This is a genomic window from Mesorhizobium sp. BR1-1-2, assembly GCF_020165435.1.
Lineage (GTDB): Bacteria > Pseudomonadota > Alphaproteobacteria > Rhizobiales > Rhizobiaceae > Mesorhizobium.
In genome coordinates, this window is sequence record NZ_JAIUID010000001.1 from 73,658 (window position 1) to 88,298 (window position 14,641).

Annotated in this window: 16 protein-coding genes; 8 read left to right on the forward strand and 8 right to left on the reverse strand. The window is 64.1% G+C overall.

Annotated elements, in window-relative coordinates; all coding sequences use genetic code 11:
- Positions 1–468, forward strand: coding sequence for a GNAT family N-acetyltransferase (locus tag LB551_RS00370; protein ID WP_140549848.1), 468 nt, complete (start codon positions 1–3; stop codon positions 466–468).
- A 1-nt stretch (position 469) separates the two neighbouring features.
- Positions 470–781 carry a DUF6665 family protein gene (locus LB551_RS00375; RefSeq protein WP_224657824.1) on the forward strand — a complete coding sequence of 104 codons (312 nt, stop codon included), beginning with the start codon at positions 470–472 and terminating at the stop codon, positions 779–781.
- On the opposite strand, the gene LB551_RS00380 is transcribed toward LB551_RS00375, so the two are convergent.
- Together LB551_RS00380 and LB551_RS00385 are read right to left on the reverse strand one after the other, a co-directional pair.
- Entirely contained in the window at positions 762–1,646 is an 885-nt protein-coding gene (locus tag LB551_RS00380) for an alpha/beta fold hydrolase (protein ID WP_224657825.1), read from the reverse strand. The genes LB551_RS00375 and LB551_RS00380 overlap by 20 nt on opposite strands.
- A 108-nt stretch (positions 1,647–1,754) precedes the next feature.
- Positions 1,755–2,099 carry a cupin domain-containing protein gene (locus LB551_RS00385; RefSeq protein ID WP_140549851.1) on the reverse strand — a complete coding sequence of 115 codons (345 nt, stop codon included), beginning with the start codon at positions 2,097–2,099 and terminating at the stop codon, positions 1,755–1,757.
- A gap of 312 nt (positions 2,100–2,411) precedes the next feature.
- Here LB551_RS00385 and petA point away from each other — a divergent pair, with 312 nt between their 5' ends.
- The 5 genes from petA (at position 2,412) to LB551_RS00410 (ending at position 7,257) form a co-directional block, all read left to right on the forward strand.
- Positions 2,412–2,972, forward strand: coding sequence for a ubiquinol-cytochrome c reductase iron-sulfur subunit (gene petA / locus LB551_RS00390; RefSeq protein WP_027024461.1), 561 nt, complete (start codon positions 2,412–2,414; stop codon positions 2,970–2,972).
- A gap of 16 nt (positions 2,973–2,988) precedes the next feature.
- Positions 2,989–4,290 carry a cytochrome b gene (locus LB551_RS00395; protein ID WP_140549852.1) on the forward strand — a complete coding sequence of 434 codons (1,302 nt, stop codon included), beginning with the start codon at positions 2,989–2,991 and terminating at the stop codon, positions 4,288–4,290.
- Positions 4,291–4,317: 27 nt separating this feature from the next.
- On the forward strand, positions 4,318–5,190 hold the full coding sequence (locus LB551_RS00400; protein ID WP_224623772.1) for a cytochrome c1: 873 nt from the start codon (positions 4,318–4,320) through the stop codon (positions 5,188–5,190).
- A gap of 185 nt (positions 5,191–5,375) precedes the next feature.
- Entirely contained in the window at positions 5,376–6,521 is a 1,146-nt protein-coding gene (locus LB551_RS00405; RefSeq protein WP_224658173.1) for an alpha-hydroxy acid oxidase, read from the forward strand.
- A gap of 190 nt (positions 6,522–6,711) precedes the next feature.
- A complete protein-coding gene (locus LB551_RS00410) occupies positions 6,712–7,257 on the forward strand; it encodes an adenine phosphoribosyltransferase (protein ID WP_140496033.1) in 546 nt (181 codons plus the stop codon).
- A gap of 46 nt (positions 7,258–7,303) precedes the next feature.
- Here LB551_RS00410 and LB551_RS00415 read toward each other — a convergent pair whose 3' ends face one another.
- From LB551_RS00415 to LB551_RS00430, 4 genes are all read right to left on the reverse strand, one after another.
- Positions 7,304–7,765, reverse strand: coding sequence for a MaoC family dehydratase (locus LB551_RS00415; protein ID WP_140549855.1), 462 nt, complete (start codon positions 7,763–7,765; stop codon positions 7,304–7,306).
- Positions 7,762–8,232, reverse strand: a complete 471-nt coding sequence (locus tag LB551_RS00420) for a MaoC family dehydratase (protein ID WP_224657826.1) — start codon at positions 8,230–8,232, stop codon at positions 7,762–7,764. Before LB551_RS00420 ends, LB551_RS00415 begins: the two co-directional genes overlap by 4 nt.
- Before the next feature lie 124 nt (positions 8,233–8,356).
- Positions 8,357–9,331: a magnesium/cobalt transporter CorA gene (gene corA, locus LB551_RS00425; protein WP_140549856.1), complete on the reverse strand. Its 975-nt coding sequence runs from the start codon at positions 9,329–9,331 to the stop codon at positions 8,357–8,359.
- A gap of 269 nt (positions 9,332–9,600) precedes the next feature.
- Complete coding sequence (locus tag LB551_RS00430; protein WP_224657827.1) at positions 9,601–10,935, reverse strand: uracil-xanthine permease family protein; 1,335 nt, start codon at positions 10,933–10,935, stop codon at positions 9,601–9,603.
- A 135-nt stretch (positions 10,936–11,070) separates the two neighbouring features.
- Here LB551_RS00430 and guaD point away from each other — a divergent pair, with 135 nt between their 5' ends.
- Entirely contained in the window at positions 11,071–12,435 is a 1,365-nt protein-coding gene (gene guaD / locus LB551_RS00435; RefSeq protein ID WP_224657828.1) for a guanine deaminase, read from the forward strand.
- Positions 12,436–12,454: 19 nt separating this feature from the next.
- Here guaD and LB551_RS00440 read toward each other — a convergent pair whose 3' ends face one another.
- Positions 12,455–13,360: a DMT family transporter gene (locus LB551_RS00440; protein ID WP_224657829.1), complete on the reverse strand. Its 906-nt coding sequence runs from the start codon at positions 13,358–13,360 to the stop codon at positions 12,455–12,457.
- Between the two features lie 100 nt (positions 13,361–13,460).
- Positions 13,461–14,564, reverse strand: a complete 1,104-nt coding sequence (gene ychF / locus LB551_RS00445; RefSeq protein WP_224657830.1) for a redox-regulated ATPase YchF — start codon at positions 14,562–14,564, stop codon at positions 13,461–13,463.
- Positions 14,565–14,641: the final 77 nt, after the last annotated feature.

The following is a 14,641-nucleotide window of genomic DNA, read 5'->3' on the forward strand; positions in this document are numbered from 1 at the left end:
ATGGGCGCGACGCAGGAGACCGGCTATCTGCTGAAACGGCTGCGGCCGACGACGCCGGCCTTCGATGCGCTGATGGAAGAGAGCCGACGGGAAGGCTACTGGATGCTGGTGCGGCTTCGCGACGGCTGGACAAGCGGCCGCAACAAGTTCCTGAAACAGGGCGAGGCGCTGTTCGGAGCATGGCACGGCGCCGAACTCGCCGGCGTGTGCGGGCTGAACATCGATCCCTATTTCGAGGGAAGGGACCACGGCCGGGTCCGGCATCTGTTCGTCGGCGCGCGCCATCGGCGCACGGGCCTTGGCCGCATGCTGGTCGAGACCGTTGTCGACAGGGCGCGCCACTATTTCGCCGTGCTCAACACCCGTGCGCCTCAGGAAGCCTTCGGCTTTTATGAGCGGCTTGGCTTCGCGCCGGTGGCGGGCGAAGAATTCGTCACGCATCGGATGATTTTCGAGAAAGGAGGTTGAAATGTCCTTGCGCCCGCCGTCCCGTCCGACCAGCGCCTCGGCCGCCGAAGCCGCCTTCGACGCGCTTGGCCATGAAGTCCTTGCCGAGAAGGCGGCAGCGCTCGGCCGCGCCGGACAGCGCGTCGAAGAAGCGCTGGCCCGGCTGCGCGACAATGACGACGAGCAGTTGCGTCCCCGGCTGCTCAAGGCGGCGGCGGTGGCGGTGCACGGCTACTTCATCCAGCGCGAACTGTGCGGCCTTCGAAAGCACGATGCCGTCATTCGCGAATACGACATCCCGAAGGCGGTGCTGGTCAGGCTCGGCGCCATGTAGGGTCGGCGTTTGCCGCGCCGATCTCCCTGTGGAATGTCGCAAGGCGGATGGCGAGCGCTTCGGGATTCTCGTCGGCGACGAAGTGCCCGCTGTCGGCGATAATGTCGCCTTCGACATTGGAAAGCCCGGTGGCCCTAAGGCCTTCGACATAGTCGCCGATGTCGCCGGACTCGGCCGAACCCCTGAGATACAGCACCGGAATCGCGATCGGCGTCGCGGGCTGCGCGGCATTGGCTTTGGCATCTTCGGGGAAGGCGCGATACCAATCGAAACCGGCCTGGAGGCTTTCAGGCCGGGAATAGGCTCTCGCATAGATTTCCCTGGCCTGCGCGGGGATCGACGCCCGATCCTTCGAAAGCACATTGAAGAAGAAGTCGAAATAGGTGCTTTGGTGGCCGCTCACCAGCGTTTCCGGCAGCGCCGGGACGGCATGGAAGGCAAAGTGCCAGATCCGCGGATTGCGAATGACCTCTTCCCATGGCGCGACACCTGGAACGGCGACATCCATGATCGCCGCGCCGGAAAGGATCTCAGGATGGTCGCGCAGCAGGGCGAACACGATCTGGCCGCCGACATCGTGACCGGCCGCCACGAGGTGCCGCAGCCCGCAAGCCTCGGCAACGCCTCTCATCAGCCTCGCCAGGGTTCTCTTGTCGCCGGCCTCAGGCATGCCTTGCGAGCCGCCGATGCAGGGCAGGTCAGGTGCGACGACCCGGTAGTCGGCAGCCAGCCGGCCGATCACCCCTTCGAACGCATAGGAGCTTTGCGGCCAGCCATGCAGCAGCAGGAATGCAGGCGCTTCAGCCGGGCCTGCCTCGCGGATCGCTATGCTCAGCCCTTCGATTTCGATTTCAGAGGTTTGCATGTCCTGGCCCTACCGGCTGCGTATGCCATAGATCTAGGCGGCGATCGGAAAACCGACAGGGCTGGATTGTTTTGATGCCGTTGCGGACGGAAAACCGTTTGGCCGGGATCACTCCAGCCACTGGGTGACGAAAGTGCCGTTCTCGTGGATGTCGGTCGTTTCCAGCGGGCCGGGGCCGAGATTGGTGAATTTGTGCGGCGTGCCGGGCGGCACGATGACGATCTGGCCGGCGGAGGCCTCGATCTCCTCATCGCCGACCGTGAACAGGCCGGTGCCCTGGCGGATGATGAAGATCTCGGCGTAGGGATGGGAATGCAGGCGCGGTCCGCCGCCGGTCTCCGGCAGATAGTTGAAGATCAGGCAGGAGTTGGAGCCATAGGGGGCGCATTGCAACTCGCCCTTCCAGCGGTCGGGGCGAACAGCCCATTCCTCGCGGTCTATGACATGCGCCATGGCGCAGGATAGACCATCCCCGGGCCAGGTGTCGAGGCGAAGCTGGACGCCGGATTAGCCGTTGTTTCCCGGTTGTTTGGCGGTGTTTCACGGCCATTCGCCGTCTTGTCGGGCGGTGGCGGATTCTGCCCCCGCGACAATCTGCCCTTGTGCCTTCACCCGTCTGGACAAAAACGGACTTCACGCATAAACCGAAGCCCAAATGCCGGAGGAATTCGCTAGCCTGTTCGCCATGCGCTGTCGGGTTGGCGTGAATGGGCGGGGAACAAGGCTCGGCCACCGGCACGGAAGAGGCGAAAGGATCAGGCACCCGTGAGCGCAACCGACACCCAGGATCCCAACCGTCGAGATTTTCTCTACGTCGCCACCGGCATGGCCGCCGTGGTCGGCGCGGGCGCCGTCGCCTGGCCGTTCATCGACCAGATGCGCCCCGATGCCTCGACGCTGGCGCTCGCGTCGGTCGAGGTCGACGTCTCCTCACTGACGCCGGGCATGTCGCTGATCGTCAAGTGGCGCGGCAAGCCGGTCGTGGTGCGCAACCGCACCGAACAGGAGATGAAGGACGGCGAGGCCGTCAATCTCGCCGATCTCAAGGATCCGATCGCCCGCAATGCCAACCTGCCGGCCGACGCGCCGGCGACCGATGCCAACCGCACCACGCCCGGCAAGGAAGCCTGGATGGTGATGGTTCAGGTCTGCACGCATCTGGGCTGCATTCCGCTCGGCCAGGAAGGCGATTTCGGCGGCTGGTTCTGCCCATGCCACGGTTCGCAATACGACACCGCCGGCCGCATCCGCAAAGGCCCGGCGCCCGAGAACATGGCTGTGCCGGTATTCAAGTTCATTTCCGATACCAAGATCCTTATCGGTTGAGGCAGGGGATATTTCGATGAGCGAGGGACACTCGACCTATACGCCCAAGACCGGTATCGAGCGCTGGTTCGATGCGCGCATGCCTCTGCCGCGGCTGATCTATGACAGCTTCGTCGCCTATCCGGTGCCGCGCAATCTCAACTATGCCTGGACATTCGGCGGCATCCTGTCGATCATGCTGGTGGCGCAGATCCTGACCGGCATCGTGCTGGCCATGCACTACTCGAACGACACCACGCTCGCCTTCGATTCGGTCGAGAAGATCATGCGCGACGTAAATTCCGGATGGCTGCTGCGCTATATGCACTCCAACGGCGCGTCGTTCTTCTTCGTCGCCGTCTACATTCATATCTTCCGCGGTCTCTATTACGGCTCTTACAAGGCACCGCGCGAGCTGCTGTGGATCCTCGGCTGCATCATCTACCTCCTGATGATGGCGACCGGCTTCATGGGCTACGTGCTGCCCTGGGGGCAGATGAGCTTCTGGGGTGCCACCGTCATCACCGGCTTCTTCAGCGCGATCCCGCTGGTCGGCGAGTGGATCCAGCAATTGCTGCTCGGCGGCTTTGCGGTCGACAATCCGACGCTGCAGCGCTTCTTTGCACTGCACTACCTCTTGCCGTTCATGATTGCCGGCGTGGTCGTGCTGCACATCTGGGCGCTGCATGTCGTGGGCCAGTCGAACCCGACCGGCATCGAGGTCAAGTCGAAGACCGACACCGTCGCCTTCACCCCTTACGCGACCATCAAGGACGCGTTCGGCATGATCGTGTTCCTGTTCTTCTTCGCCTATTTCGTCTTCTATCTGCCGAACTATCTCGGCCACCCCGACAACTACACGGTCGCCAACCCGCTGAAGACACCAGCCCATATCGTTCCGGAATGGTACTTCCTGCCGTTCTACGCGATCCTGCGCGCCATCACCTTCAACATAGGGCCGATCAACTCCAAGCTCGGCGGCGTGCTGTGCATGTTCGGTGCTATCGCCATGCTGTTCCTGGTGCCGTGGCTCGACACCTCCAAGGTGCGCTCGGCGGTCTACCGGCCCTGGTACAAGCTGTTCTTCTGGCTGTTCGTGGCCGATGCCATCCTGCTTGGCTGGCTGGGCTCGCAGCCGGCGGAAGGCAGCTATGTGTTCATGGCGCAGATGGCGACGCTGTTCTACTTCGCCTTCTTCCTGATCATCATGCCGGTGCTCGGCCTGATCGAGACGCCGCGCAGACTGCCGAACTCGATCACCGAGGCGGTGCTCGAGAAGAACAAGGGCGGCAGCGGGCATCCGGCTGGCGCCACGGCGGCACCTGAGACCAAAGGCTGAGCGGTAGAGAATCTAAGGGGATTTGGCATGAAAAAGATTCTCACCTCGCTTGCGCTGGTCGGCCTTGTGGCCGCCGGCATTGGGGCCGCGGGCACTTGGGCGATCGCGGCTGAAGAGGCGCATAACGCGGCGGCGCCGACGCATTTCCCGATCAACGAACCGAAGGAAATGGACTGGAGCTTCACCGGCCCGTTCGGCACCTATGACAAGGCGCAGCTGCAGCGCGGCCTCAAGGTCTACAAGGAAGTCTGCTCCGCCTGCCATTCGATGAACTTGGTGGCGTTCCGCACGCTTTCGGACCTCGGCTATTCCGACGCGCAGATCAAGACGCTGGCGGCCGAATACACCATCCATGACGGCCCCAACGATGCCGGCGACATGTTCGACCGTCCCGGCAAGCCGTCCGACCATTTCCCGGCGCCGTTCGCCAACCAGGAGGCCGCTGCCGCCTCCAACGGTGGCGCGGCTCCCCCCGACATGTCGCTGCTGGCCAAGGCGCGCGGCGTCGAGCGCGGCTTTCCGCAGTTCGTCTTCGACATCTTCACCCAGTATGATGCAGGCGGCCCGGACTACATCCACTCGCTGCTGACCGGCTACGACCAGACGCCCCCGGCTGGAATGGTCATCCCGGAGGGCACGCACTACAATCCGTACTTCATGTCCGGTGTGTCGCTGAAGATGCCCAAGCCGCTTTCCGACGGCCAGGTGACCTATGACGACGGCGCGCCGCAGACCGTCGACCAGTACTCCCGCGATGTGTCGGCGTTCCTGGCGTGGGCGGCCGAGCCGCATATGGAAGCCCGCAAGAAGACCGGCTTCCGGGTCTTGGTGTTCCTGCTCCTGTTCGGCGCACTGGTCTACATGACGAAGCGCAAGGTTTGGGAAGGCGTCGCGCACTAAGCCGCGCGGCCGCAGATCGAGAAAGGGCGCCCGCGAGGCGCCCTTTTTGCTTGCCGAAGGGGCTGGCGCATGAGGTGGTCGCTTTCTTGTCCAACAAGCCGGTTGGCAGCGCGGCAGGCGATTGCTATTCGACGCCCCGACGGCGGCGAAAGGTTTGCCGCCTATAGGGCGTTTGGGGTTCCATGATGCGGCTCAACGACTGTCACAATTTTTCGGATTTCCGCCGCATGGCGCAGCGGCGGCTGCCGGGGCCGATCTTCAACTATATCGACGGCGCGGCGGACGACGAGGTCACCTACCGCCGCAACACCGAGAGCTTCGAGACCTGCGACCTCGTTCCCAACGTGCTGCGCGGGGTGAGCGAGGTCGACATGTCGGTGACCGTCATGGGCCAGAAGCTGGCGATGCCGTTCTACTGTTCGCCGACCGCCCTCCAGCGGCTGTTCCACCATCAGGGCGAACGGGCGGTCGCCAGGGCCGCTGCAAAGTACGGCACCATGTTCGGCGTCTCCTCGCTCGGCACCGTCAGCCTCGAGGAAGTGCGAAAAATCAGCAGTGGACCACAGGTCTATCAGTTTTACTTCCATCGTGATCGGGGCCTCAACCGGGCGATGATGCAGCGGGCACGGGAGGTCGGCGTCGAAGTGATGATGCTGACCGTCGACAGCATCACCGGGGGAAACCGCGAGCGCGACAAGCGCACCGGTTTTGCGATTCCCTTCAAGCTCAACCTGGCGGGAATGACCCAGTTCGCACTGAAGCCTGCCTGGGCGATCAACTATTTCACGCATGAGGCGTTCAAGCTGCCGCAGCTGGACGAGCATGTCGACATGGGCGGCGGCACGATGTCGATCAGCCGCTACTTCACCGAAATGCTCGATCCGTCGATGACGTGGGACGACGTCGCCGAGATGGTGAGGCTCTGGCCGGGACCATTCTGCCTCAAGGGCGTCATGTCGGTGGAGGATGCCAGGCGCGCCGTCGAGATCGGCTGCAAGGGCATCGTGCTGTCGAACCATGGCGGCCGGCAGCTGGACGGTTCGCGGGCGGCTTTCGACCAGCTCGCCGAAATCGTCGACGCGGTCGGCGACAAGATCGACGTCATCATGGATGGCGGCGTGCAGCGCGGCACACATGTGCTCAAGGCGCTGTCGCTCGGCGCCAAGGCCGTCGGCGTCGGACGCTACTATCTGTTTCCGCTGGCGGCGGCGGGCCAGCCTGGCGTCGAACGGGCACTCGAGCAGATGCGCATCGAGATCGAACGCGGCATGAAGCTGATGGGGTGCAGCTCGATCGAACAGTTGACCCGCGAGAATTTGCGTTTTCGGTGATGGCCATCGCTTCGATGCGAAAGATCGCGGCGCCGGCAGAGGCAAGCCTTTGGACGTATGTGGTCCTTTCGCCGGATGCGCTTGTCTCGGCCGCCACATAGCGCTAGCCGTTGTCGGTCGCGCCGGGTTAGATTTGGCGCAGCGCCATTTCACGCCTTTCCGCCGAAACTGGACCATCCGGAGCCGCCTCATGAAACCTTCGCTGGAAGACACGCTGCTGGCGGCGATCCGCACCATCCCGGACTATCCCAAGCCCGGCATATTGTTCCGCGACATCACCACGCTGCTCGGCAATGCGCGCGCTTTCCGCCGCGCAATCGATGAGCTGGTGCATCCCTACGCCGGCGAGAAGATCGACAAGATCGCCGGCATAGAAGCGCGCGGCTTTATCCTCGGCGGCGCCGTCGCCCATCAGCTCTCCGCCGGCTTCGTGCCGATCCGCAAGAAGGGCAAGCTGCCTTACGAGACGGTGCGAGTCGCCTACAGCCTGGAATACGGGCTGGACGAGATGGAGATGCACAAGGACGGCGTGTCGCCGGGCGAGAAAGTGATCCTGGTGGACGACCTGATCGCCACCGGCGGCACGGCGGAGGCGGCGGTGAATCTCCTGCGCCAGATCGGCGCCGATATCCTTGCCGCCTGCTTCGTCATCGACCTGCCGGATCTCGGCGGCCGCGCCAAGCTGGAAGCGCTCGGCGTGCCGGTGCGGACGCTGATCGGGTTCGAGGGACATTGAGAGAGCAGTTCCTCCTTCTCCCCCCTGGAAGAAGGAAGAGGCGCCACTACTCCACCTTAACCAGCACGGCGCTCTCGAATTCCAGTACCTTGTCGCCGGTCGAATCGAAGGCTTCCGAGCGCAAGGTCAGTATCCGCCAGCCCGGACGTGAGGCGATCGGGCGGTGGGAAAGGACGGTACGGGTGAAGGTCACGGTCTGCCCGGCATAGACCGGCTTCAGCCATTTCAGGTTCTTGAAGCCGGGCGAGGGGCCGAATTCGGGCGCCGGGCCAGGGCCGGTCCACTCGGCGTCCATGCGGGTTTCGAGGTTGAGCTTCATCCAGGTGGCGGCGGTATGCCAGCCGGACGCACACAGCCCGCCCAGCACGCTTTTCTTCGCGGCGTCCTCATCGACGTGGAAGACCTGGGGGTCGTATTTGCGGGCGAAGGCCTTGATCGCCTCGGCTTCGAACGTATGCGAGCCCAGCGTGACGGTGGTACCGACGCGGAAGAATTCGTCGAGCGTCATGCGAGGCTCCCTGCGGCATTGCGCGTGAGGAACATGACGGAATTCTCGAGCTCGAAGACGCTTTCGCCGCGCTGGTTGACCAGCTCGCTGCGCATGGTCACGAAGCCGAGCTGGGGCTTCGTTTTCGAAGGACGCTTGGCGAGGACGACGAGACTGCCCTTGAGCGTGTCGCCGGCCAGCACCGGCTTCTTCCATTTGACCTGATCGACGCCGGGCGCGCCCTGGCAGGTCGAGTCCAGCAGGAAGGCATCGCACAGCATGCGCATGAACATGGCGCAGGTATGCCAGCCCGAGGCCGAGAGGCCGCCCAGGATGCTTGCCTTGCCGGCCTCCTCGTCGAGATGCATGGGCTGGGCATCGAATTCGCTGGCGAACTCGATGATCTCGGCCGCGCTCACCTGTTTGGTGCCGAGGTCGAACGAGGCTCCTTCGACGAAGTCCTCATAGGCCCATGTCTTTCCAGTCATGGCGTGGAATCCGGTTGCAGAACGCGCGATCCACATGGATCGGCAAACCCGGATGCAGGCCCGACGGCGTTTGGTCAAGCCCTTTCTGGTGAGCCAGCCGCGGGCGATCGGCCGGCCGTTGTGATCATAGCCAGCCGCGGCGGCGGAAATACCAGAAGGGCAGGATCGCCGACAGAACCATCATGGCGATCGCGAACGGATAACCGAGCTCCCATTTGAGCTCGGGGATGATGTCGAAATTCATGCCGTAGATCGAGGCGACCAGTGTCGGCGGCAGGAAGATGACGGCGGCGACCGAGAAGATCTTGATGATGGCGTTCTGCTCGATCGAGATCATGCCGAGCGTGGCGTCGAGCAGGAAGGAGATCTTCTGCGACAGGAAGGTGGCGTGGTCGGCAAGAGAAAGCACGTCGCGCGACAAGGTCTTGATGCGGGCGCGGATGTCCTTGCTCATCTTGGCCTGGGTCGCGACATGGGCGAGGAAGCCGGCCAGCCGCTGCAAGGAGATCAGGCTGTCGCGCACGGAGGAGGCGATGTCCTCCTTGCGGCCGATGCCCTTCAAGAGTTCCTGGAAGTCACGGTTGCGCTTCGACACCTTGGTCGACCGCGCCTCGAAAATGTCGCGGGAGATCGCTTCGACGTCACGGCCGGCGCGCTCGAGGATGTCGGCGAGCCGGTCGACGATCGCTTCCAGCAGGCCGATCAGGATGGTGTCGCCGCTGGTGCAGCCGGTCGCCACCTTCTCGGCGCGCAGGGGGAAGGTCTTGAACGCCTTCGGTTCGTGATAGCGCACGGTGACCAGCCTGTTGCCGGCGAGCGCGAAGGTGACCGGCGAGATCAGGGGATCGTCGACCTCGGTCTGTGCGGGCAAGGTGGCGGTCATGAAGTAGGCGCCGTCCTCGATATAGAGGCGGCTGGAAATCTCGATCTCCTCCATTTCCTCGCGGGTCGGGATGGCGATGCCGAGCCAGCTTTCGATGGTGGCTTCTTCGTCCTTGGTCGGATTGGCGAGATCGGCCCAGACGACCTTGTCGCCATTGGCCAGGAGATCGTCGGTGAGACGCAGGCGATCATTGTCCACGACGAAAGCCTTGATCATCGCCAGATCTCCTTGCCGGAAAGCGCGTTCGGATTGCTGCGTCGGATCGGATCGCACTATGCTTCGTGCGCCGAGCCTGTGCCCGCCGCTTAGACTTGCGGCATGACAAAATCAAGACAAGCCGGACTGGGGGCCGACACCGGGGGCGCTCAGAAAAATTCGTCGAGCAGCCGGCAGTATGAGAGCTTCGACAGGTCGGGTCATCGACAGCGCTTCGGGCTTATCGTGGAGAGCAGGCCGGACCCGCCGGGGCCGGCCTGCGAATGTCCCTATCGGGCGCTCGGCAGGATCTGGTGCAGCACGATAGCCCAGACGGCGCCGAAGGCGATGGACGAGCCCAGAATGTACTGCACGATATCGGGAAGTGTCTTGACGAAATCCGGCGGCGCAAGCGTGGCAAACAGGGCCATCAGGATCGGCAGGCCGACGACCAGCATGTTCCTTTCCGTCAGCGGCGTGCCGCGCACGACGCGGAACCCGTTCATTGCGATGACGACGCAGAGCACGCCGAAGACGCCGCCGATGACCGGGCCCGGGATCGAGGCGATGACCGCCGACAGTTTGCCGATCAGTCCGAACAGGACCAGGAAGATGCCTGCCGCGGCGAAGGCGGCGCGGCTGGCGATGCCGGTGATGGCGATGATGCCGGCATTCGACGAATAGCCGGTGACCGGGGTGCTGCAAAGCAGTGCGCTGACCAGGCAACCGAGGCCTTCGCCGGTGGCGCCCCTGTCGAGCTGTTCGTTCGACAGGGGCTTGTCGATGACGGCGCCGACGGCGAACCAGGTGCCGGTGGTTTCGGCGAGGACCACGATATAGACGATGAGCATCGTGAGCGTCGCCGAGAGCGAGAACGTCACGTCGAGGTTGAGGAATGCGACGCGCGGCATCGAAAACCAGGTCGCCTCGGAGACCGCTCCCATGTTGAGTTGGCTCATGGAGGCGGCGGCCACGCAGCCGGCCACAAGTGCGATGATCACGGAGAGCAGGCGCAGCCAGGCGCCCTTTGCGCCGAGCGCCATGCCGGTCAGCATGCAGCCGACGAGCACCGCCGCCGCAACAAAGGCAAGGATGATATTGCCGCCGACGGTGGCAGTACCGTGGACCGCGAACACGCTTTCGCGGAGTGCGACCGGCATCAGCGCGATGCCGACGACGATGATGATGGCGCCGCCGACGATGGGCGGGACAAAGCGGTCCACCAGGCGATGGAAGAGCCCCGTCGGCGAACCGAGCAGCATGACCAGTATGGCGCCGGGAATGAGCGCTCCGATCACGGCGGAAAGACCGGCAATGCCGCCGCCGGCGCCGAAGGCTATGGCCAGCACCGCGCCGATCGGCACAAAGGACGGTCCCTGCACCACCGGCAGGCGCATGAGGAGCTGCGACTGGATCAGGGTCGCGATGCCCGCCGCGACGAAGGCCGACTGGATGAAGGCGCCGGCATCGCCCGCGCTGAAGGCCAGGACCGATGCGATGATGAACGGCACGATGTAAACATCCATCGCCAGCACGTGCTGGAGGCCGAGCAGGGCGGCCTTGCCCAGTGGCAGCGGATCGTCCGGCTGAGCGATCAAGGTGATTTCCGGTGCAGTGCGTTCCATGATGTCCCCTCTGGAATTTCCCGGCCGATCATGGGATCAGTCGGCGCCAAAGGACAGCGGCGCAAGGGTTTGCCAACTGTTTTCTTGCGCGCCATGCAATAACGGCCACACACGCCAGCGCAACCGGAGCGATCCATGACAAGAGAGGCCTTCACGCTGCTTGGCACCGCCTTCCACACGCCCGAGCGCGGCCGGCTGGAGGTGCTGAAGGACCATCTGTTCAGCATCGATGCACGGGGACGGATCGCGGAGATTCTCGCACCCGGCGATCCCGAATATGCAGCGAGGAAGAGCGATGCCCGCCAGGCGGGCAGGCTGGTGGAGCTCGGCGAGGGCCAGTTCCTGCTGCCCGGCCTGATCGACCTGCACATCCATGCGCCGCAATGGCCGCAAATGGGCAAGGCACTGGACGTGCCGCTCGAGGTCTGGCTGCAAAAATACACGTTTCCGCTCGAGGCGCGCTATGCCGACGTCGGCTACGCCCGCGAGGTCTATGCCGACCTGGTCGATAACCTTCTCGCCAACGGCACCACCACGGCGCTCTATTTCGCCACCGTCCATGTCGAGGCCAGCCTGGCGCTTGCCGAGATATGCCTCGAAAAGGGCCAGCGCGCTTTGGTCGGCAAGGTGGCGATGGACGATCCCGAGCAGTGCCCGCCTTTCTATCGCGATGCCGACGCGGCAAGCGCGGTGTCGGACACCAGGCGGTTCATCGAGGCGGTGAGGGCGATGGCTTCGGGCGAAAGGCCGCTGGTCCGGCCGGTGATAACCCCGCGCTTCATCCCAAGCTGCACGGATGCGGCGCTGCAAGGCCTGGGCGAACTCGCTTCCGAGTTCGGCTGCCACGTGCAGACACATTGCTCGGAGAGCGATTGGGCGAAAGAATTCGTCGAGACGCGCCTCGGCCGCACCGACGCGGCAAGCCTGGACGATTTCGGCCTGCTGACGCGCCGCACCATCCTGGCGCATTCGAATTTCATCGACGGGCGGGATATGGACCTCATCAAGGAGAAGAGGGCTGGCGTCGCGCATTGCCCGCTGTCCAACTTCTATTTCGCCAATGCGGTATTTCCGCTGCGCGAAGCGCTGGACCGGCACATGCATGTCGGGCTCGGGACGGACATTTCCGGCGGCTACAGCCCGTCGCTCTTCGACGGCTGCCGGCATGCGCTGTCAGCCTCGAGGACGCTGCAGAGCGGTGTCCATGCCGGCATGGACGCAGCGCAGCGCGGCGCGCCCGGCGCGCCGATCACGCATCAGGAGGCGTTCTGGCTGGCCACCGCCGGGGGTGCCGAAGCGCTCGACCTGCCGACGGGCAGCTTTCGCGTCGGCCATGAATTCGACGCGCTGCTGATCGACACGATGGCGAAGGCCTCGAACATCCATATCAGCATGGCGGACGACACGCTCGACGATGTCTTCCAGAAGATCGTGCTCAACGCGGCACGCGCCAACATTGCCAAGGTGTGGGTGAGCGGAAGGACGGTGGCGGGGGAATAGCCACGTCCAGTCGCAGGGCCTATGCGCGCGCTGTTTCCTCCGCGGAGGGCTCTTTTCGCGGCTTGAACACCATGTCCTTGGCGGCGATCAGCGCACCGACCGTGATCAGCACGCAAGCGAGCGCAACGGACCAGTGGAACACGCCAAATCCGGCCAGCAGCAGAACGATCACCGAGAACAGCGGCGCGGCATAGGAAAGCGCGCCCAGGATCATGATGTCCCCGTGCTTGCAGCCATAGTCCCATGCGTAGAAGCCGGCGCCGAGCGGTATCACACCCAGAATGACGATAGCGTTCCATTGCGTCATGGTCTGGGGCCAGACCGTGGCCTCGAGCGTGAGATGGAGGGTGAGCGCGACGACCGCGGTAATGAGGCAGTACACCGCCACCACGTCGGTCGGCACCTGGCCGAAACGGCGCGACAGGACGGAATAGCCGGACCAGACGAACGCGCAGAACAGGGCAATGACGTGACCCGGCTTCACGCCGTCGGCAAGGCCCACGCTGCCGCCCTTGGTGATGACGACGATCGCACCCGCCAGGCCGAGCATCACACCCGCTATGTGGTGAGGCCTCAGCCGCTCTCCCGGCAGGAAGGCGGCGAAGAAGACGATCAGCAATGGCCAGAGATAAGCGATCAGGCTCACCTCGACCGGCGGGGCCGACTGGATCGCGAAAAAGTAGGCGCAGTGATAGATGCACAGCCCTGCCGTGCCGATCGCCCAGACCTGCCACGGCTGCCGCAGCGATCTGACTGCCGAAGGCCGGACGATCCAGCTGGCTGCTCCGACTGAGCCTCCGAGCAGAAACGTCATTGCCGCCAGCTGAAAGGGCGGGATCGGCCCCGCGGCGGTCGAAAGCAGCGCGAGGAACGACCACGTCAGGATGGCCGAGAAACCAACCAGGGTCGGGATTGTCCTTTTCATGCGCGCCCTTCCGCTTTCACTGGGGAATGGCAAAAAAGCCGGACCGGTGGCGGCTGCATACGGCCTCACCCTGTCGGGAATGCGACGCCGCTTGGCCTGTTCAAGTGTTGAACTTGAACAGCATGATGTCGCCGTCCTGCACGACATACTCCTTGCCTTCGTCGCGCGCCTTGCCGGCTTCCTTGGCCGCTACTTCGCCGCCCAGCGTGACGAAATCATTGTAGGCGATGGTCTGGGCGCGGATGAAGCCGCGCTCGAAATCGGTGTGGATGACGCCGGCCGCCTGCGGCGCCTTGGCGCCCTTGTGCACGGTCCAGGCGCGCGTCTCCTTCGGCCCGACAGTGAAATAGGTGATGAGCTGCAACAATTCGTAGCCGGCGCGGATCACCTTGTTCAGGCCGGGCTCGTCAAGGCCGAGCGAGGACAGGAATTCCATCTCTTCCTCGTCGGAGAGCTGCGCAACCTCGGCTTCGATCGCGGCCGAAATGACGACGGTGCGGGCGCCCTGCGCCGCGGCCATCTGCTCCACGGCCCTGGTGTGCTCGTTGCCGGTGGCCGCGTCCGCCTCGGCGACGTTGCAGACGTAGAGCACGGGATGCGAGGTCAGAAGGTTCAAGCCCTGCAAAATGCGCAGGTCTTCCGCCGAGATGCCGTCGAGCAGGATGCGGGTCGGCTTGCCTGCCTGCAGAAGCTCAAGCGCTGCCTCCATCATCGGCAGCACGGTCACGGCTTCCTTGTCCTTGCCGGACGCGCGCTTGCGGAATTGCGCGATACGGCGTTCGAGGCTCTCGAGGTCGGCGAGCATCAGCTCGGTCTCGACCGTCTCGGCGTCGGCGACCGGGTCGATGCGGCCCTCGACATGGGTGATGTCGTCATCCTCGAAGCAGCGCAGCACATGCACGATGGCATCGACCTCGCGGATGTTGGCGAGGAACTGGTTGCCCAGGCCCTCGCCCTTCGAGGCGCCGCGCACCAGGCCGGCGATGTCGACAAAGGAGATGCGGGTCGGGATGATCTCCTTCGACTTGCCGATCGCCGCGATCTTCTGCAGCCGCGGATCGGGCACCGCCACCTCGCCGGTGTTCGGTTCGATGGTGCAGAACGGGTAGTTGGCGGCCTGCGCGGCGGCCGTCCTCGTCAGCGCGTTGAAAAGCGTCGACTTGCCGACATTGGGCAAGCCAACGATGCCGCATTTGAAACCCATTTTGTCCGGTCCTATCGGGAATTCGAGATTTGGTGTGGGCTATGGGCGATAGGGGTGATCAACGTCAAGCCCTGTAA